Annotated in this window: 21 protein-coding genes and 2 pseudogenes; 7 read left to right on the top strand and 16 right to left on the bottom strand. The window is 41.6% G+C overall.

Annotated elements, in window-relative coordinates; all coding sequences use genetic code 11:
• Window positions 1–402: 402 nt before the first annotated feature.
• The 6 genes from H6G92_RS31090 to H6G92_RS31065 form a co-directional block, all read right to left on the bottom strand.
• Window positions 403–957 (bottom strand): RidA family protein, encoded by a 555-nt coding sequence (locus H6G92_RS31090; RefSeq protein ID WP_190899686.1) that lies wholly within the window; start codon window positions 955–957, stop codon window positions 403–405.
• Between the two features lie 351 nt (window positions 958–1,308).
• Entirely contained in the window at window positions 1,309–2,154 is an 846-nt protein-coding gene (locus H6G92_RS31085; RefSeq protein ID WP_242059374.1) for a phosphate ABC transporter ATP-binding protein, read from the bottom strand.
• The gene (pstA, locus tag H6G92_RS31080; protein WP_190899684.1) at window positions 2,112–2,951 is read right to left on the bottom strand and encodes a phosphate ABC transporter permease PstA; all 840 of its coding nucleotides are present in this window, start codon (window positions 2,949–2,951) and stop codon (window positions 2,112–2,114) included. Before pstA ends, H6G92_RS31085 begins: the two co-directional genes overlap by 43 nt.
• Window positions 2,944–3,798, bottom strand: a complete 855-nt coding sequence (gene pstC / locus H6G92_RS31075) for a phosphate ABC transporter permease subunit PstC (protein ID WP_242059373.1) — start codon at window positions 3,796–3,798, stop codon at window positions 2,944–2,946. Before pstC ends, pstA begins: the two co-directional genes overlap by 8 nt.
• Window positions 3,779–4,633, bottom strand: a complete 855-nt coding sequence (locus H6G92_RS31070) for a phosphate ABC transporter substrate-binding protein (protein WP_190899680.1) — start codon at window positions 4,631–4,633, stop codon at window positions 3,779–3,781. The genes pstC and H6G92_RS31070 overlap by 20 nt, the downstream gene beginning before the upstream one ends.
• Window positions 4,634–4,654: 21 nt before the next feature.
• The gene (locus H6G92_RS31065) at window positions 4,655–4,963 is read right to left on the bottom strand and encodes an ArsR/SmtB family transcription factor (RefSeq protein WP_199345050.1); all 309 of its coding nucleotides are present in this window, start codon (window positions 4,961–4,963) and stop codon (window positions 4,655–4,657) included.
• Window positions 4,964–5,242: 279 nt separating this feature from the next.
• Between H6G92_RS31065 and H6G92_RS31060 the strand changes: the two genes are divergently transcribed.
• The 3 genes from H6G92_RS31060 (at window position 5,243) to H6G92_RS31050 (ending at window position 7,795) form a co-directional block, all read left to right on the top strand.
• On the top strand, window positions 5,243–5,614 hold the full coding sequence (locus H6G92_RS31060; RefSeq protein WP_313890016.1) for a hypothetical protein: 372 nt from the start codon (window positions 5,243–5,245) through the stop codon (window positions 5,612–5,614).
• Window positions 5,615–5,693: 79 nt separating this feature from the next.
• The gene (locus H6G92_RS31055) at window positions 5,694–6,728 is read left to right on the top strand and encodes a CobW family GTP-binding protein (RefSeq protein WP_190899678.1); all 1,035 of its coding nucleotides are present in this window, start codon (window positions 5,694–5,696) and stop codon (window positions 6,726–6,728) included.
• 365 nt (window positions 6,729–7,093) lie between these two features.
• Window positions 7,094–7,795 carry a DUF547 domain-containing protein gene (locus tag H6G92_RS31050; RefSeq protein ID WP_190899676.1) on the top strand — a complete coding sequence of 234 codons (702 nt, stop codon included), beginning with the start codon at window positions 7,094–7,096 and terminating at the stop codon, window positions 7,793–7,795.
• Here H6G92_RS31050 and H6G92_RS31045 read toward each other — a convergent pair.
• From H6G92_RS31045 to H6G92_RS31020, 6 genes are all read right to left on the bottom strand, one after another.
• Window positions 7,780–8,535 (bottom strand): TIGR04283 family arsenosugar biosynthesis glycosyltransferase, encoded by a 756-nt coding sequence (locus tag H6G92_RS31045; RefSeq protein ID WP_190899674.1) that lies wholly within the window; start codon window positions 8,533–8,535, stop codon window positions 7,780–7,782. The two genes, H6G92_RS31050 and H6G92_RS31045, sit on opposite strands and share 16 nt — an antisense overlap.
• 80 nt (window positions 8,536–8,615) lie before the next feature.
• Entirely contained in the window at window positions 8,616–9,077 is a 462-nt protein-coding gene (locus tag H6G92_RS31040; protein WP_190899672.1) for a rhodanese-like domain-containing protein, read from the bottom strand.
• A 29-nt stretch (window positions 9,078–9,106) separates the two neighbouring features.
• A complete protein-coding gene (locus H6G92_RS31035; RefSeq protein ID WP_190899670.1) occupies window positions 9,107–9,322 on the bottom strand; it encodes a hypervirulence associated TUDOR domain-containing protein in 216 nt (71 codons plus the stop codon).
• Between the two features lie 134 nt (window positions 9,323–9,456).
• Window positions 9,457–9,732, bottom strand: coding sequence for a DUF5132 domain-containing protein (locus H6G92_RS31030; protein ID WP_190899669.1), 276 nt, complete (start codon window positions 9,730–9,732; stop codon window positions 9,457–9,459).
• A 257-nt stretch (window positions 9,733–9,989) separates the two neighbouring features.
• Window positions 9,990–10,565 carry a single-stranded DNA-binding protein gene (locus H6G92_RS31025; RefSeq protein ID WP_190899666.1) on the bottom strand — a complete coding sequence of 192 codons (576 nt, stop codon included), beginning with the start codon at window positions 10,563–10,565 and terminating at the stop codon, window positions 9,990–9,992.
• A gap of 295 nt (window positions 10,566–10,860) precedes the next feature.
• Entirely contained in the window at window positions 10,861–12,117 is a 1,257-nt protein-coding gene (locus tag H6G92_RS31020) for an FAD-dependent oxidoreductase (RefSeq protein WP_190899664.1), read from the bottom strand.
• A gap of 189 nt (window positions 12,118–12,306) precedes the next feature.
• On the opposite strand from H6G92_RS31020, the gene H6G92_RS31015 reads away from it, so the two are divergent.
• Entirely contained in the window at window positions 12,307–13,620 is a 1,314-nt protein-coding gene (locus H6G92_RS31015) for an ABC transporter ATP-binding protein (protein ID WP_190899662.1), read from the top strand.
• Between the two features lie 22 nt (window positions 13,621–13,642).
• Here the strand turns inward: H6G92_RS31015 and H6G92_RS31010 are convergent, their stop codons facing one another.
• Entirely contained in the window at window positions 13,643–14,197 is a 555-nt protein-coding gene (locus H6G92_RS31010; RefSeq protein ID WP_190899660.1) for an SPL family radical SAM protein, read from the bottom strand.
• A gap of 570 nt (window positions 14,198–14,767) precedes the next feature.
• Here H6G92_RS31010 and H6G92_RS31005 point away from each other — a divergent pair.
• A complete protein-coding gene (locus H6G92_RS31005; protein WP_190899658.1) occupies window positions 14,768–14,989 on the top strand; it encodes a DUF4160 domain-containing protein in 222 nt (73 codons plus the stop codon).
• A gap of 51 nt (window positions 14,990–15,040) precedes the next feature.
• Window positions 15,041–15,274, top strand: a pseudogene (locus H6G92_RS31000) (DUF2442 domain-containing protein); the annotation flags it as partial.
• A 100-nt stretch (window positions 15,275–15,374) separates the two neighbouring features.
• Here H6G92_RS31000 and H6G92_RS30995 read toward each other — a convergent pair.
• Both H6G92_RS30995 and fldA read right to left on the bottom strand, forming a co-directional pair.
• On the bottom strand, window positions 15,375–16,127 hold the full coding sequence (locus H6G92_RS30995) for an alpha/beta fold hydrolase (RefSeq protein ID WP_190899656.1): 753 nt from the start codon (window positions 16,125–16,127) through the stop codon (window positions 15,375–15,377).
• Between the two features lie 67 nt (window positions 16,128–16,194).
• The gene (gene fldA / locus H6G92_RS30990; RefSeq protein ID WP_190899654.1) at window positions 16,195–16,707 is read right to left on the bottom strand and encodes a flavodoxin FldA; all 513 of its coding nucleotides are present in this window, start codon (window positions 16,705–16,707) and stop codon (window positions 16,195–16,197) included.
• A gap of 451 nt (window positions 16,708–17,158) precedes the next feature.
• Here fldA and H6G92_RS30985 point away from each other — a divergent pair, with 451 nt between their 5' ends.
• Window positions 17,159–17,461, top strand: coding sequence for a hypothetical protein (locus H6G92_RS30985; protein ID WP_190899652.1), 303 nt, complete (start codon window positions 17,159–17,161; stop codon window positions 17,459–17,461).
• A 115-nt stretch (window positions 17,462–17,576) separates the two neighbouring features.
• Here the strand turns inward: H6G92_RS30985 and H6G92_RS30980 are convergent.
• Window positions 17,577–17,774 (bottom strand): annotated as a pseudogene (locus H6G92_RS30980) (hypothetical protein); the annotation flags it as partial.
• Window positions 17,775–17,902: the final 128 nt, after the last annotated feature.

Below are 17,902 nucleotides of genomic sequence, written 5' to 3'. Positions count from 1 at the left end.
CCTAGTTATTTATAAACTTATTGTTCCCAAATTAGCAGCGGTAGTTTAATGTTAATTGGTAAATATTAGTGTGGCTTGATTTTAGATTTAGGATTCCCAGGCTATTGATAAAAATCGGTGACAACCAAATTTATCCAGACGTTGTTTCTCAAGTCCAGCAGTGATAAAAAATTTTAAGGCATCAAATGTAGACATAAGATACCCCACAAAAAAGTGTCGAGGTTCTAAGTAGGAAACTGCAAAACGTAAGCTAGCAATTTGACAACCTAAAAATGTGCTTGTCAGGGCTGGGGAAAGGTTTTTAATTCCTTTCCTCTTTTACCCTTACCCTTGAAAGAGCCAAGTTCATGAGAGCGAACTACTAGCGCCTGCTGGGATTTTTAGTTAAGTTGGAAACAGCCTTCAATTACCTTTTTCTGGAATTACCGCATAAGCATCAATTTCAAACAACATACCGTCAAGTGCAAGTCTAGGAACGGGAATAAGAGTATTTGCTGGTGGTTTATACCCCCACAAATTACTAATTTCACGTCCTAATGGGATCAATTTGCTTTGGTCGTAATCCGCGATAAGAATAGTAGTTTTTGCTACATCTTGTGGTTGTGCGCCAACTGCTTGTAGGGCAAAACGGAGGTTTTTAAAAGCCTGTATTAACTGCTGTTCAAAGTCGTCGGAGACAAGATTACCTTGTAAATCCGAACCAAATTGACCAGAAATATAGACGGTTCTCGTTCTTGATGGTGTAACAGCTATATGACTATAGCCATTTCGGGTTGCATCATATAACGTTGGTGGGTTCACCAATTTCAACTCTTTGTTGTTTTGAGCGCTCACTTCCTTTTGTGTTCCCACCATCAAGGCGGTAGTTACTCCGCTACCTCCAAGCCACAAAAGTGCATTTCGTCGAGATAAGTTTGTCACTAGTGAATTTACAGCACTGGTAATACGTCTAGTCATTAAAGCTCCTTAAATATGAGTTATATATTTTTGCTCATACTTAGTTCTATTATCTATCCATTAGAGTAAAAAAGCACTACCAAACAAAGCTGTTTATGGGCAATCACGTAATTGCAACACCTCAATCGGGGTTAGTTGGTTTAGCTTCCTTCCGATATGGAGATAGAGCAAACCGAAATCTTAGCAATTATCAGAAGAGATAATCCCGAACTCAGTTTTTTATACAAGAGGTATTGGGTTAATCTGCACAAAAATCTCTGCGATCGCTTGCAAACAGCAATGGACTATGCTATTTCTTGTGGCGACTTGGTTAACGTCATGCGTACTGAATGTGCTTACGAATTGGTATTACTACCCCCGAATACCATTCACATAAGCGGCAGTCAAAGAGTGCTGGGGTGCTGTAAAAATCTGCTCGACTGTACCATACTCAATTAATCGTCCTACTTCTTGCTGTACCCAGAACAGGGCAGCGTAATCGCCAATTCGTCTAGCTTGAGCGAGGTTGTGGGTAACAATTACCACTGTGTAACGTCCTCGCAGACTGGCAATTAGATCCTCAACTACGCCGCTAGAAATCGGATCGAGGGCGCTACAGGGTTCATCAAATAGTAAGACTTCTGGTTGCAGAACCAAAGCACGGGCAATACATAATCGCTGTTTTTGTCCGCCAGACAGAGATAAGGCAGAGGTATGAAGTCGATCCTTGACTTCTTTCCACAGTCCGACATCTTGGAGCGTGGTTTCAATCAGCCAATCAAGTTTTTCGCGGTTTTTGATCCCGTGTTCTTGTAGGGGAAATGCCAGATTCTTCCAAATTGAGAAGGGGAAAGGATTGGGCTTTTGGAAGATTGTACCCACACGCCGACGTAGTGCGATCGCATCTATACGCTCATTGAGAATTTCTAAAGAATTTAACCGAATGCTTCCCGCAACTTTGGTGTGAGGTATCAAATCAGTCAGGCGATTCAGACAACTCAAAAAACTGCTTTTTCCACAGCCAGAAGGCCCCACCAGTGCAGTAATCTTACCTGCCTGAATCGGCATGGTTATCTCTGTAAAAGCAGCTTTTTTCCCATAATATAAACTCAGTCGCTCGGTTTGCATTGAAGGCAGAGATAACCGAGAATTTTGTGATAGTTGAGATTCCTTCATCAAGATGTAATTCTCCGAGCTAACCAAAATCGAGCTGTCCATGTTGCTATACCATTCACCAGCAACAATAAAATCAACAGCACTAAGGCAGAAGCGTAGGCGTTAGCATCCCCGCCAGCCACATTCATTGATAAATCAAAAATGTGAATCGATAGCGATCGCCCAGAATCTAGTAATGACTCTGGCATTCGATCTACATAACCACTGGTAAAAATCAGTGCGGCTGTCTCGGCGATCGCCCTGCCAATTCCCAGCACTAAACCCACAACTAACCCAGGTGTCGCTGCTGGTAATAGCAGTTTCCATAATGTGGTGGTGCGTGATAATCCCAAAGCGGCTGCCCCTAATCGATAATCAGCCGGAACAGCCCGAAATCCTGCTTCTGCGGAACGAATCAGGATTGGCAAAACCATACAAGCCAAAGTCAACCCACCGGACAAAATCGAAAAGCCTAATCCCAACTTAATCGAGAAAAAGGCGTTGCCAAACAAGCCAAAAACAATTGATGGTACTCCTGCTAACACATCCAAACTACGACGCACCAAACGCCCAAACACACTTTCAGTGGTTGTAAACTCGGCTAATAGCACGGCAGTAGAAATACCAAGGGGGAGAGAAACCGCCATACAAACCCCTAAAATCAGACAAGTAGAAATCAGAATCGGCGCAATTCCCCCCTCACGCCCTGCATTTCGAGGTTCAGTTGTCAAGAATTCCCAGGAAAGTTGCCCCATGCCGTGCCAGACGATATCGCCTAAAATCCAGCAAAAAACGGCGGTGACAAATAGAGCGATCGCCCAGAGGACAAGGGTAGGTAATGGGATCGATTTTTTACCCATAAATGTTTCTCCGGCTAATAGCTTCGGTAACGGCTATCAATAAGGCGATCGCTACCATCAGCAATAAGCCACTAACAAACAGTGCTGAACGGTGATTCCCTGTGGCGTAAGCCATCTCTAAAGCGATATTGGCAGTGAGGGTGCGAACGGGGTCAAATAAGCTTGTAGGTGTTTGTACTACATTGCCACAAACCATCAACACTGCCATCGTTTCTCCAATGGCGCGTCCTGTTCCTAAAATCAAACCAGTAAATAAACCAGATTTAGCAGCAGGTAAAACAACGCTTCTGATTGTTGCCCAGCGAGAAATTCCCAAGGCTGCTGCACCCTGTAAATACTCAGCCGGGACTTCAGAAAAACTGGCTTCTGCTGTTAAGGCGATCGTTGGCAGAATCATTAATGTCAAAATGGCGATTCCCGCTAGAAGGCTGGTTCCTGGCGGTTGGAGTTTGCCAATCAGTGGCACAAGGACGACCAAACCCCAGAAACCGTAAACTACAGAAGGTATGCCTGCGAGTAACTCAATTAACTGCCGATAAAATCTAGCAATGAAAGGAGGTGCATAATACTGACAAAATATCGCCGAGCCAATTCCTAAAGGTGTAGCAAACAGCACAGAACCGAGTGTCACCAAAAGACTTCCCCACAACATCGGCATCAGGTTATAGAATCCTTGAACTGGATGCCAAGACGGATCGTTGACAAAACGCAACCATCCTACCTGTCGCAGTATCGGCAATGCTTCAAGTAATAAAAATGCGGTAATTAAGATAACAATAATACCTGTGACCAGACTGAATAGCCGTAATATCCACACTAAAACGATATCACTTTGAGATGGGGACAAAATCCTGTTTTTTAACAATGTCATGGACTTGTGGCGACTGTGCAAACTCGATAAATGCTCGATCTAACCCTTGTGGTTGAATTTTGGTAACTAAATTCAGAGGACGGGAAAGAGGAAACGTCCCATTCTGGACATTCTCTGTGGTGGCAGCGACTCCATTCAAAGGCAATAACTTGATGGGAACGCTGTTGTTAATACTAAATTCAGCAGTACCAATTGATACATATCCAATGGCGTTAGGATTACCCGCTACCGTCTTAATGCCCTGCTGGTTGTCCCCAATGACAACCGATGCTTTGATATCGCTATTTTTGAGTTGAAAGTAGCCAAGAAACAATTCGAGGGTAGAACGTCCTTCAGCTTTATTGACAACCGTAATCGGTGCATTTTTGCCGCTAACTTGTTGCCAGTTGTTAATCTTACCCGTGTAGATATCGATAACCTGTTGATTTGACAGGGATTTTACTGAATTTTCTTTATGCAAAATAATGCCAATTCCATCGCGGGCAATAGAAAAAGCTTGTAAGTCTTTTTCTTCCTCTTTGAGGCTACGAGATGCCATACCAATATTAGCAACGGCTGTACGAGCATCGGCAATACCACGAGATGAACCTCCTGTTTGCACATCCACTCGCACATCAGGATACTCTGATTCAAATCGCTTACCAATTTCTGCTGCCAACGGTGCTACTGTACTAGAGCCTGTTAAAACTAACTTTCCCTGTAATTTATTGGTTGGTTGAGTAGCTGTTTTTGAAGGTTGCGTACAAGATGATAATCCTAAGCAAATTGTGAAACCGATAGGAATCAATGCTAAGGTTTTGAGTTTTTTCATCAAAAAATTGCTTCTAAATTTTTATTCAAAAGAAAGCAGACAACAGCCTAAATCAATTGCCTTACCAGTGTTGATTTGTCGAATCGTCGGCACAAAATGGTAAAGTACTGCCTTGCCATCTCGTGTCGCCTCCACAAAACCTGCTTTCCGCAAAATTTTTAAATGGTGGGATAACAAACTTTGCTCTAGCTTCAAAACAGCATTCAGTTCTCCGACGTGTTTAGGGCCTTCCATGAGAATTTGGAGAACAGATAGACGAGTGGTATCTGCTAAAATTTTGAGTTGCCGGGCGCAAACATCTGGAGACGATAAGGTTTTAGGGTTCATCATTCACCATTAATATGATTTGAATGAATGGCTATTGATATGAAAATTTTTTCAAGTCTATATCATACTTCTTTCCTTCTCCAGAGCGCTAGAAGTTGTGAATCTGACTTTTCCTGTTAAGTCTCTCTAGCAAGCTGCTACCCCTCACTCTTGTCGTGCAGTTTTAACCAATGCGAAGTCAAATTGCAGAAAAACCTCATCTTTAGAAAAGAAAAGCCGCGAAAATTCTAAGATGGATGCATTTTTGCGCTATCATGATAACGATTCTCATTCTTTGTAAGTATGGTTAGTTCCCTAACCCAGTCCCAGGAAAACTTAAGCCAGCACGAGTGCGAAAAGCTCATGCGGATTCGTCACACCTGCGTCCATATAATGGCGATGGCAGTGCAAAAGCTATTTCCAAGGACTAAAGTAGCAACTGGCCCCATCACAGAAAACGAGTTTTACTACGACTTCGATTGTCCAGTCAGCATCACTCCCAATGACTTGGACAAAATCGAGGCAAAGATGCAGCGAATAATCAAAGCAAACTTACCTATCATCCGCGAAGAGGTACAACGAGACGAAATTCGCGCCGACAGAAGTTTTACAAACAGCGATTCTGGCGAGAATTCCACCTCCACCTATGGAGACGAGGAAATAAAAAGTGATTAGTAGGACTTTTAAAAACTAACTACTAGAAATTACTAATTACTACTAAAATTTTTGAAATTTACAGAGAGTTGAATTGATTATGACTGAATTACCAGCGCCAACTTCAAACCCAAGTCTTGATATTCCTAAACAAGGAATGCCTGTTACTATTATCACAGGATTTTTAGGCAGTGGTAAAACTACACTGCTAAATCAAATTCTCAAAAATAAACAAGATTTAAAAGTTGCCGTACTTGTAAATGAGTTTGGTGATATTAACATAGACAGCCAATTGCTAATTTCTATAGACCAAGATATGGTCGAACTGACTAATGGCTGTATTTGTTGTACCATCAATGACAATTTAGTTGATGCAGTTTATCGAGTTTTAGAACGAGAAGACCGCATTGATTATCTAGTCATTGAAACGACTGGGGTTGCTGACCCTTTACCAATTATATTAACTTTTTTGGGAACAGAATTAAGGGATCTAACAAACCTCGACTCGATTATAACTGTAGTAGATTCTGAAACGTTTAATGAAGATCATTTTGAGAGCGAAGCTGCTTTAAAACAGATTACCTATGGAGATATTATTCTTCTGAATAAAACAGACCTCGTGACTCCAGAAAAACTAGAAACCGTAGAAAATTTTATCCATGATTTGAAAAATGGTGCGAAAATTCTGCACACCAAACATGGAGAAGTGTCGTTACCGTTAATTCTAGATGTGGGTTTAACTCCAACAGATGAGTATACCGCTAATAATGCGGAAGGTTCTCACGAGAATGAACACCATCATCATGACCATAATCATGAACATCATCATCATCATCACTCTCATCATTTAGAAAATGATGGATTTGTTTCGATTTCTTTCCAAACTGATAGACCATTTGATGTCCAGAGATTTGAGAATTTTCTTACTGAAGAAATGCCAAAGGATGTATTTCGAGCTAAGGGGATTTTGTGGTTTAGTGATAGTGAATTGCGCCATATTTTTCAGATGAGTGGGCTTCGCTATAGCTTACATGCTGATGAATGGCAAACTCCGCCTAAAAACCAAGCAGTTTTTATTGGTAGAAAGCTGGATATTGGCCAAATTTACTCACAACTTAATAAATGTCTAGCATAATTTATAAGTGCTAAGTTTTAGTAACTTTACCAAACCTGGATAATGGCAGCAAGAGTTGTCATTGCCTTGCAACTATCTTCAAGATAAGTAGTATCTACTGGCTAGGCGCTGGCTTACAATTTCCGGCAGGCGATCGCAATAACTTAGGACTTACGCATTGACAAGAAATACCAAATATGGAAAAAGGTTAAAAACCATATCTTTTGTAGGGGCACAGCATTGCTGTGCCCCTATAGCATGGTCTATTTACGATCGCTCCTGTCGGAACCAGAAAAGACTACTGTTTTAAAGCTGATAATGATTTTTAACTTTCAACCGGGATTGGTAGACTTAAAAACAACGGCTAACATATCAATACAGTGATAATGATTGATTTTGAACCTTGGGACAGGTTGTTGCGTCAGTATGTTGATGAACAGGGTCGTGTAGACTATATTGCTTGGAAAACGGAGCAACCTCAAGCGGTAGCAGATTGGTTATCTAGTCAAAAAAATCTGGCTTTTAAATCCAATTACAACACTTTTGAGCAATTGGCATTGTGGATCAACCTTTACAATGCGTTCACCATTTCGACAATTTTGGAGAGATACCCAATAAAGTCGATTCGTCCGAAAATTTTAGGTATTCCCAACTGGCTAGCTTTTTTGTGGTTCTTCCAACGTCGCTGTTATTATATCTTTCGGGAAAGTTACAGTTTAGCTGAAATTGAGAACTCTATTCTGCGGGATAAATTGCAGGAGCCACGAATTCATTTTGCGATTGTCTGTGCTTCGGTTGGTTGTCCCTTACTTCGTTCGGGAGCTTACTTTCCTGAGCAGGTGAGTCAACAGTTAGATGAAGATGCGCGTCGTTTCATAAATAATCCTGAAAAAGTCCGTTATGACATGGATAGCAAAACGCTTTACTGTAATCAAATCTTCAAATGGTATCGTCAGGATTTTTTAAAGGTTGCGCCCTCCATTCCCGAATACATTCGCTGCTACTTGAAAACAGATTATCCCCTTAGTGCCTCAACGCGGATATCCTATCTTCACTATGACTGGAGCCTAAATCAGCGAATATCTTGATAAAACTGTTTGAGATAATTTGCATCAACACCAATTCCCCACAAAAACCCAATGTAAAGGTAAATTGCAGTTGCTTTGGAGCTACCCCATTTGGCTACGCGGCGATCTGAAGAGTGAACAATACGGTTCACCTGATAAATACGTCCTTTTTTAACTAATCTCAAACATAAATCTCCATCCTCCATAATCGGCAATGCCTCATTAAATCCGTCGCAATCCCAAAAATCAGCCCGACGGCAGAACATTACCTGATCTCCGAACAACAGACGCAATCCTCGAAAAAACAGGTGAGGTTTAAATAGTAGTGGTGCGTAATAGGTTTTTAGATAGTTATGTAGAGAGATACCCCAGCGAGTCGTTTGAGATCCACTCATCAGAGAAATGAACCCTCCACAGGCAATGGTTGGCTTTGCTAGGGTTTGCTCTATTACGCTGATTAGGTCATCCGGTACCCAAGTGTCTGCATGAAGAAAGCAAAGAATATCTCCAGTTGCAACCGATGCACCGTAATTCATCTGAATAGAACGCCCACGCCGCTCACATGAGAGAACTTGTACACATAGCAACTGATTGAATGATCCAAAGTCTTGCTTTGCAACTGCCACTGTCTCATCTTCGCTACCACCATCTACCACTATCACTTCAAAAGCAGGCGGATTAAGTAAAGTCAGTTGGCGCAATGTACGTCCTAAGCTCACTGCTTCGTTTAATGTAGGAATGACAATCGAAACTTGAGACATGCAGCTTAAGTAGTTTTATTGTTGTTTTTATTCTACTTGCTTGATGTTATTAGGCTTTAGTCCCAAGAAAAATCTGGTATTTACCACTCCTGAGCATGGTAAGTAGCTTTTAGCAATTTTCCCCACATTGCATTATAAGGATGTACAAGTTGTGTCGGATGCTCGTCTTTAAAGATGAGCCTCCCTTCATTTGCCCACTGAAAAATCCCACCGCTTAAGTTATAAATGCACTTCATTCCGGCTTTATCAAGCTGTTGGGCTAATTTTGCGCTCCGGTAGCCGATGGAACAGTACACAACAATTGGTCTATCTTTTGCAACTGTTGAAAGTGCTGCTAAGTCAGGTGTAATAGCATCTATATGCGTTGCTGTTTTGATATGGCTCACCGCATACTCTGTCTGACTTCGTGCATCTAGCACTAATGGCTGTGACTTTCTAGAGTTTAATAACCAGTGAGCAAATTCTTCAGTTGTAATCTCCTGAATAGCCGGAAACTTAAACCGGATAAGGAGTTTAAGGAAGTTTAGTGCAAGTCCTTTCACTGGCTAATTCAGAGATGATTACAGCAATTTTACTCTTCAATTTTCTCAAGAGCATCGAATTTATGAGCAGCTTCTTTTCCAGTTTTGTCGCTTTTCACTAGATACTGTGGATTATCCTTGGAAGCAGCAACATGATGTCCACTGATATCGATGGGTGAAGTTAATTTTTTTTCTACTTTGCCAGTAGTTTCACCCTGTGCCGTATTCCACTTCACCTTATCGCCTTTTTTTAATTCTTCAGTCACGAGTTTTTCTTTTGGCTATTTTATACCTGTTTATTATGGTGGGGTCGCCCAGAAAAATTAATCAGCCGAACGATAGAAAAAGGGTTATGGGGAGCTACTTTTTCTTGTTATCTTTTTGGCAAAGCGATCGCTTACTAAGTTTCTGTTGGTTCAGCCGATTTCATTCTTGCTTCACCAACCTCTGCTTTCGCTTCTGCGATGATATCTTCCCAAGTTTCACCTAATTCTGCCAAAGCTTCTTTATTCCTTTCATAAAAACGGATTCCACTTTTTACAGCCGCTTTGGCTATTGGCCTGCCAACACCACCTATAACTGGAAGTAACACGGGTATAAGAACTATTCCTATAATCCCTGTAACTCCCAACCCTTCAGCTAATTCTCCAAGATCGGGTAAAAGTTTTACTGACATATTATTTCTACCTCCCTTGTCTAACTCACTTCATTCTATATTCCATTTTCTCGTTAAATTTCTCTATCAAAACCCTAATTAATTTATCGTAACGATAATAATCAATCCTGGATATCTTCATCATCCAGCACTACAATCCGCAGTTAACTTAAATCAACGCAGACAAAAAAATAGCACATCCTAAAGGATGGCTATTTGTAGAAATTGTCTAATCGTAATGTTAGTTAGCAAATTAAATACACGCTAAACTCCCAGCTTTAGAAGGGAATATCATCTGGATCTGGTTCTTCCTCTTTCACTGTTGGATAAGTGGTTCGCTCATAATTTGTGGATTGGGGTATGGGTTCGTAACTTGTCGCTTGGGGAGTAACGCCAACAGGATTTGTCGCTGGGGTAGGCGCTGGACGTGCTGACTCGTAAGTGGGAACGTCTTTCTGTGCAGGACGAGATGCTGAAGATGGTTGTCTTGGAGCAGTTTCAGTAAATGATGGAGTTGCGGTTGCTGAGGAGGATGGATCAGTATTAAAACTACCTCCAACAGATTGAATTTGCTGCACTGTCAATTCAGCGCGTTTTTCTTTAAAACCTTCTTGGCGCTCAACAGTACTCATACCTAAACGTCCTACCAGGATGACGCGATCGCCTTGGTGATAGTTTTGCTGAATTTCTGTGGCTAAATTCCCCCAGCCGACAACTTTCAGGGTGGCTGGTGGATCTTCTGGTTTCAGAGAATTGGGAAACTGCACCAGCATTTCTGTAACTCCCAGATTATCCGCCGTATAGCGGAGTTGCGGCTCGTTAATAATTTCCGCCATCAAAACGCAACTGTTCATTAAAATTACTCCTGACTGCAAAAAGTACTGATTGAATAAGAGGGGGTTTTTCTATGTAGTGCCAATTAATATCTAGATATGTTTAATTGTTTGCATTTTTTAATAATGTTTGAACAAATTTTCTACATCCGCTCTAAGTTTTTAGTCCTTTCTAGCATAAAAGCCAAGCGATCGCTTTGAACAGCATTGAGTATGCCGTTCGCCACCCTCGCCTGACTAAATGAGCATTTAATTCTGCATGGAGTAGTATAATTGTACCACCCATTCATTAAATAGAAAAAATTCTTGGCAAAAATTAAGTCTTGACGTGAGATGGAAAAACACCGAAGGCAATCAACCTTGCTGGTAGGTCGCGCAAAATGGGTAAGCGCAAAAACGCAGGTGGTACAAAGATGCGATTTGAGGTGAGAACTGGGGCAAATACCCGCTTTTGGATAAAAGTTTGAAACGCCTGAATGATGCGTGTGGGCAACTCGCGTTGACGTTGTACTTTTGCTAGGTCGCTCAGTTGTACTTGTCGGTTCTTGAGCGGTTTGCTGAGTACATTCGCCGCAACTACTGCATCTTGAATCGCGTAGTTAATGCCAACTCCACCAACGGGGGACATTATATGAGCTGCATCACCGATGAGTAGCAGTCCCGGACGATACCAGCGTTTGACGCGGCTGGACTCGACTGAGAGAAAAGCTATTTGTGACCAATCATGTAAATTTTGGATGCGTTGGTGAAATTCTGGCACCACTTCGACAACAGATTTTTTTAATTCTTCCAAACCCGCAGCCCGTAGTTGTTGATAGCCTCCTTTAGGGATGACATAAGCAAGTTGCCACTCATCACCACGGTCAAGCATAGCGATGATTTTACCTTGGCCAAACCGCCCCATTCCCCCCTCTGGGTCTTCTGGCTGCCGGGGTAGGCGAAACCAGAGGATATCCATTGGCGGCGAGGTTTCGATTGACTCAAACTCACCCAGATGGCGTAAACGTGAGTGGCGACCATCTGCACCCACTGTCAGTATTGCCCGGATTTCGTGCCAACCACCGCCTCCCCGATAGCGGACACCTTGAATCACGCCATTTTCGGCAATTAATTCCTGCACGTTTGCACCCATTACCAGATGGAAACTAGGATATTTTTGTGCTTCTTGGGTGATGAACTCCAGGAATTTTACCTGGGGAAGCATCGTAATGTAGGGATAATGGGTTTTCAGATGACTAAAATCTGCCAATGTGACAGTATCTTGAGGAGTTTTAAACCTAATTTGGCGCATTTTGGCATGGGGGAGTTCTAGCAAGCGATCGCTAAGTCCCAATTCCTCCATAATTTCCATCACCGACGGATGAATCGTATCGCCGCGAAAGTCGCGATCGAAGTCTTTGTGTGCCTCCAGCAGCATCACAGAAATGCCTTGACGCGCTAACAACAGCGCCAATACTGCTCCTGCCGGGCCCCCACCCACAATGCAACAATCTGTGGTTTGTACGTCTACAATGTCATGGATAGGGTTAATACTTGGATCTTGGGAAAGATTTTTAGGTATATCGGTAGTCATAACAACACCTCCTGACAGCCCTAAAATTCAGGGTAGTTTGCTTTTGATGCTGCAAGCTGTTTTTTTAACTTTTCGTATTTACATAGAACCTGTACTATGATGGGCGCTAAAGTGTCATTGGTCATTTGTCATTTGTCCAAATCCAATGTCCAATGCCCCATCCCCAATGCTCAATGACAATAACTAATCGTGGCGCAAGTTGTTTTAGAAAACGTTTATAAAAGTTTTTCCCCACGTAAAGGGGAAAGTATGACAGGGCAAACTCAATCCCCACTCAAGTCTGGGGAGAAAACTGACGCAGCGCAAGAACGTGCGGGAAATGTCAACGTCTTGCGGCGGATTAACCTGACGATCGCAGATGGCGAGTTTATGGTGCTGGTGGGCCCTTCCGGTTGTGGTAAAAGCACTCTGCTGCGTTTAATCGCTGGATTAGAAGTGATGACTGGAGGCAATATCTGGATAGGCGATCGCTTGATTAATGACCTACCACCCAAGGAACGCGACATAGCAATGGTGTTTCAAAATTACGCCCTCTATCCCCACATGACGGTGTATGACAACATCGCCTTTGGATTGCGCCGCCGTTTTACGGGAAGAGGGGAAGCAGGGGGAGAAATTACTTCCTCATCTCCATATCTTCGGACATGGGCAGAAAATCTTTTTGTGGGGACGACAAGAAAGTTACCTAAAGGACTGCGCTACATTTCTGACAAAGAACGGTCAGTGGATCAGCAGGTACGTAGTGTTGCCCAACTGTTGCAAATCGAAACATTGCTGAATCGCTTACCCAAACAGCTATCTGGGGGACAAAGGCAACGAGTTGCATTGGGGCGAGCGATCGCACGTGACCCCCAAGTGTTTTTAATGGATGAACCGCTTTCTAACTTAGATGCCAAACTACGGGCGGAAACCCGCGCTCAAATTGTCAAATTGCAGCGCCAATTGGGGACAACGACAATTTACGTCACCCACGATCAAACAGAAGCGATGACAATGGGCGATCGGATTGCGATTATGTCTGAGGGTAAAATTCAGCAAGTTGCTTCTCCCTTAGAACTTTACAACCGTCCTGCCAATCTTTTCGTAGCAGAGTTCATTGGTTCACCACCGATGAATTTTATTCCTGTGGAATTTCATGCCCCTCTATTGATTACTCATTCCCAGTTGCGTTTCACCCTTCCAGAAGTTTGGGGAAAAGCCCTACAAAAATATGATCGGAAAACTCTAATTTTAGGCATTCGCCCAGAACACTTGAACTTGAGTATGCCTGCGACCAAAAATCTCCCAGTGCAAGTAGATTTGGTAGAAAATCTCGGCAACGATTCCTTTCTCGCTGTTAAGATTGCCGAACCGGGATCTCAACCTACTACTACAGCCAATTCCCTACAAGTGCGAATACCACCAGACCGATTTGTACAAACAGGTGAGCAACTATGGTTATCGCTAACTCCAGAGAAAATTCACTTTTTTGACCCGGAAACCGAGTTAGCAATATTTCCCTAGAATTAATCTCCAATTTTAATTTTTATACAGGAGCATAGCCTTCATTACCCTCAAGTAGTGGGTGTTCTGAACCCAGAATATCAATTAGAGTTTTTCTCACCTCTTTGTAATTTTCCTCCGTCCAGTTATCTTCCCTCATTTTCTTGAGAGACTCTGGAGAACTGCCAGCACTAAAGCGAGAACGAGTAGGTTTAAAAAACTGTGTGACGTACTCCGCAGCATTTAAATCAGCTATGCGCCGACCAAACGTTTTAGGATCTTTAATTGGTAGCATAGGGCTAATTGAGAAACCAATAGGAACACCAGCATCTACAAGTTTTTGAGAAGCTTTAAGACGTACCTCAATTGCAGGGCAGTGAGGCTCATAACGAGAGCGAACATCTTCAGAATCAGTAGTAATAGTAAAGTTGATGCGGATGTGTTTGAACTTCTGAAATAAATCAATGTCTCGTAAAGCAATTGGGCTACGTGTTTGAATAGTAATACGAGGCTGAACTTCCACAAGTTCTTCAAGAATTCTTCTAGTTAAACCTATTTTATGTTCTATAGGCTGATATGGATCGGTGACGCTAGACATATAGATTGTGTCACCTTCCTCAAGTCGCCTTTGTACTGATCTTGCACGACGCGCACGGCGCAGCAAGTCAACAGTGCAAATAATTCACATAACTCTACTAGTGTTGCATCATGATTCTCTGCAACCATTTCTCTTAACTCTACTTCAGCATTTGTAATACCAATTCTATATGAAGATGCGCCCAATGATCTCAAAGTTTCAAAAACGTAGACGCACAAGCGGCTTCCCATTCACTGTCAGGCGTTCTCAAAGATTAGGGTACCACCAAGAACGCCAAGATAAGAGTTTAAAAGAGTTTGGCGCAGCTTCACAAAGAAACAATATAAGATGACTAAACTGCGGCTTCCCTCGCGGTTTCGGTTGTAAATTCCCATCAACTTGTTCTTGTTTTACCAGCTTTTGAACTAAACTTTTGCTAACATCAAATATGATTGCAACTTTCCTAATTGATATTTTCTCCTGAATATGTGCGGCAACTATTTTTTCGCGGAGATCCATTGAATATGCTTTCATAAAAAAATAATATTTTTATTCTTACTAACTGTACCTCATAACAGGAGGAAGCGCTGTATGTATTACAATGACCATCCGCCCCCACATTTTCACGTAAGATATAATCAACAAAAAGCTATTATTAGCATTGAAACCTTAGAAATTTTAGAAGGTAAACTTAGCTCTAGAGCTTTTAAACTGATATCAGAATGGGCGACTTTATATCAAAGCGAATTGATGGAAAACTGGGAACTTGCTAGAGATAATCAAACCCTCAATAGCGTATTACCATTGGAGTAGTGAAATATGTTAAAAGATATTGTCGCAGTAGAACCATGAGAAAATTATCAACTATATATCCGTTTTGAAGACGAGGTTGAAGGAATAGTTGACCTTAGTAAGCTGATTAAATTCACAGGTATTTTTGCACCTTTACAAGATAAAAAATACTTTGCTCAAGTTGAACTAAACCACGAAATAGGAACAATCCAATGGCAATCAGGAGCCGACCTTGATCCAGATGTTCTCTATGCATTAATTAGCAATCAGGCTATTCCTAACTATAAGTTAAGTCGTAGTGTATGACAACAAAAAATCTTTAATTAGCGATCGCACCCATTACACCCCAAATTTCACCAGTGCGTAGCCGTAAGGCTTGTCGTCAGACATCGCACTCTTAAAGTTACTAATTTGTAGAAGTGCTAAAAGATAGTGCAGATGCTTCTACAAGATGCGGATGGTGGCGTTCCCAAAAACTCAAAATCTGTTCGCCAACCTGTTGAGGATAGAAGTAATGAAAAAAATGATACCCTTGTGGGCATTCCCAGAGCTTATCTTCTGGCTTCAACCAATTGAACCAGTCATGCAATACAGTTGAGTTGACTACCGGATCGCTCTTGCTACCACACACCATCATTGGCATAGAAACTCCACCCTTGGGTAAATAAACCAACTTAAATAAAGAGTGTGACGAGGGAGATTGTTCTAAATCTTTATCTAAAGCAGCTACTAACTTCTTAGTGGTATGAGCTGGTTGATTTCCAAAAAGACTGCGAACGGTGCTTGCCAAAACTAGCTCACGACTGATGCTAAAAAGTTGTCGTTGAAAGTAATAGTGAGCTTGCCAATTGTTTGCAGGTTGAGCTGCAACAGCCAGCAAAGTGAGCGATCGCACTTTCTGGGGAAATCGCCGCGCAAAGGTTAAGGCGATCACACCACCCATCCCATGACCGGCTAAATGTACGGGGCGATCGCGCCATTCTAGAAAGTCATACAGCAACTCCACAGCTTGATCTATGCAACTGGCTTCATCTTTGGTTTGTTGGTATTCCCACTGGGCGATGCTTATATACCCAGATAAATATTCAAGTAATGGTTTATCAAAACGCTGTAAAGCAGGACTGGCACTTAACCACAGAACATCGAATGAATTAGACATAAATACCTATAACTTCTAAATTATCAATTCTAGTAGGGGCGTACAGCTAACTGTGCGCCCCTAATCTCTACAAACCAAATTCTGTCTTCAACTGAGCAACCCAAGTTTTAATTCGCTCATCAGTTAAATCAGATTGACTACCTTCATCAAGTGCCAATCCGACAAACTTGCCATTTTTCAAAGCTCTAGAATTCTCAAAGTCATAACCCTCAGTTGGCCAGTAGCCAACTGTTTTACCGCCTCGCTGGGAAATTTTTTCTTCTAGAATTCCCATTGCATCCTGGAAATTATCGGCATAGCCATATTGATCGCCATCACCAAAATAGGCAACCAACTTACCACTAAAATCTATTTCATCCAGATCAGGCAAAAAGCTTTCCCAATCGCTCTGAAGTTGACCAATATCCCAAGTGGGAGAGCCAATAATTAGCAAGTCATACTCATCAAAGGTAGTAGCATCTGCCTCATAAATGGGATGTAATGTTACAACATCACCACCAAACTCATCGCGAATTTTTTCGGCATCAGATTCAGTGTTGCCAGTTTGAGTACCGTAGAACAGACCGATTTTTTTCGACATATTCTCACCTGATATATAGTTTTGCGATTGCCAGGATACCTGTTTGCCTTGTTGAAATATATTGTTGACTTAATGAATATCTATCTCAATAAGCCTGAAGATATCCTACCAGACTTATTGAAAATTTTTATCATTTAATTTAAGTAAACTTTTGTAAAGAATTTCAGACAACAAACCGAAAAGGCGGGCGGTGATTCATTGCACCCCCAATACGGTTCGGATAAGCAATTTTCATCTCCCTTTTGGTTTGGGAAAAGGGTAAGGGGGAAAGGTTTGAATTTAGCCTTTTCCCCTTAACCGAACCGTATTGATTCCACCCCAACAAGGATGGGCTATAAGCCAATTTCTTGTGAGTGGCTTACAATATCCTCACACAATATTACCAATTATTACTGGTTTCAAAACATACATCGGTAGAGGAAGCTAGAGAAGGTAAATTTTTTGTGCATTTATGAAATTAATCCAAATACTAAAAGTAGCCGTAATTCCTGTTTTGACTGTATTGAGCTTGTTGTCTGCATCCAATAAAGCATTAGCTGACTATTTAAATAGTCAAGGGTCAGGAGGTGATTACCGTTATGAATTATGGTCTACCGATGATAATAATTATTATTATTTGAAAGTTTGGTTATATGAAGCAAGTCCAAACAGTAACCCATATACCACAACTAGAAGTTTTACCTCTAGTAGGGAAGCTTTAATTTATTTTGATTGTAGTTACGCTGAAAAAAATTTACCAGAATGTTCTCAATAAGAATTTTGAACTCCTCTCAGCATAATTCGTAATTGCTAATTCGTAATTCGTAATTGAATTCTTTAATTACGAATTACGAATTACGTTAGCGTAGCGGGGCGTAGCCCATTACGAATTAAACTTCTGCGGGTTGATATTCTTGTTGTCTTTCCACAAAAGTCTGGACGCGAGTGCGGTAGTTTCTCACAGTCTCATCTACCCATTCGCGATCGTTGCTATTTGCATACAAATGCACTAGTGGTTCGCTAGCATCTGGTAAAACTAACAGCCAACTGTCATCATAGGGTTGACAAATTTTCACTCCATCGATGAGTAGACTTGTCCGAAAACTCCAAAGCCAGACTGTTCAAAGCTTTGGGGCAAAACTTTGATATCTTCGTAAAAACGGAGGCATAAGGCTTTGAGATAGTTAGTGATAGTTTAGAGACATAAAAATTAACT

Origin of the sequence: Nostoc foliaceum FACHB-393 (genome assembly GCF_014698505.1) — a bacterium.
GTDB classification, from domain to species: Bacteria; Cyanobacteriota; Cyanobacteriia; order Cyanobacteriales; family Nostocaceae; genus Nostoc; species Nostoc foliaceum_A.
The sequence above is the reverse complement of the archived record's forward strand: the minus strand, read 5'-3'. Positions and strand labels throughout refer to the sequence as shown.

What these genes read in the sequence shown, in the direction of transcription:
- H6G92_RS31050 (WP_190899676.1), top strand. Translation starts at nt 7,094, where the DNA reads ATGATTGATTTTGAACCTTGGGACAGGTTGTTGCGTCAGTATGTTGAT.
- H6G92_RS31005 (WP_190899658.1), top strand. Translation starts at nt 14,768, where the DNA reads ATGTATTACAATGACCATCCGCCCCCACATTTTCACGTAAGATATAAT.
- H6G92_RS31045 (WP_190899674.1), bottom strand. Translation starts at nt 8,535, where the DNA reads ATGTCTCAAGTTTCGATTGTCATTCCTACATTAAACGAAGCAGTGAGC.
- H6G92_RS30995 (WP_190899656.1), bottom strand. Translation starts at nt 16,127, where the DNA reads ATGTCTAATTCATTCGATGTTCTGTGGTTAAGTGCCAGTCCTGCTTTA.
- H6G92_RS31065 (WP_199345050.1), bottom strand. Translation starts at nt 4,963, where the DNA reads ATGATGAACCCTAAAACCTTATCGTCTCCAGATGTTTGCGCCCGGCAA.
- H6G92_RS31030 (WP_190899669.1), bottom strand. Translation starts at nt 9,732, where the DNA reads ATGTCAGTAAAACTTTTACCCGATCTTGGAGAATTAGCTGAAGGGTTG.
- H6G92_RS31085 (WP_242059374.1), bottom strand. Translation starts at nt 2,154, where the DNA reads ATGGACAGCTCGATTTTGGTTAGCTCGGAGAATTACATCTTGATGAAG.
- H6G92_RS30985 (WP_190899652.1), top strand. Translation starts at nt 17,159, where the DNA reads ATGAAATTAATCCAAATACTAAAAGTAGCCGTAATTCCTGTTTTGACT.
- H6G92_RS31090 (WP_190899686.1), bottom strand. Translation starts at nt 957, where the DNA reads ATGACTAGACGTATTACCAGTGCTGTAAATTCACTAGTGACAAACTTA.
- fldA (WP_190899654.1), bottom strand. Translation starts at nt 16,707, where the DNA reads ATGTCGAAAAAAATCGGTCTGTTCTACGGTACTCAAACTGGCAACACT.
- H6G92_RS31010 (WP_190899660.1), bottom strand. Translation starts at nt 14,197, where the DNA reads ATGTCTAGCGTCACCGATCCATATCAGCCTATAGAACATAAAATAGGT.
- H6G92_RS31025 (WP_190899666.1), bottom strand. Translation starts at nt 10,565, where the DNA reads ATGAACAGTTGCGTTTTGATGGCGGAAATTATTAACGAGCCGCAACTC.
- H6G92_RS31060 (WP_313890016.1), top strand. Translation starts at nt 5,243, where the DNA reads ATGGTTAGTTCCCTAACCCAGTCCCAGGAAAACTTAAGCCAGCACGAG.
- H6G92_RS31055 (WP_190899678.1), top strand. Translation starts at nt 5,694, where the DNA reads ATGACTGAATTACCAGCGCCAACTTCAAACCCAAGTCTTGATATTCCT.
- pstA (WP_190899684.1), bottom strand. Translation starts at nt 2,951, where the DNA reads ATGGGTAAAAAATCGATCCCATTACCTACCCTTGTCCTCTGGGCGATC.
- H6G92_RS31020 (WP_190899664.1), bottom strand. Translation starts at nt 12,117, where the DNA reads ATGACTACCGATATACCTAAAAATCTTTCCCAAGATCCAAGTATTAAC.
- H6G92_RS31070 (WP_190899680.1), bottom strand. Translation starts at nt 4,633, where the DNA reads ATGAAAAAACTCAAAACCTTAGCATTGATTCCTATCGGTTTCACAATT.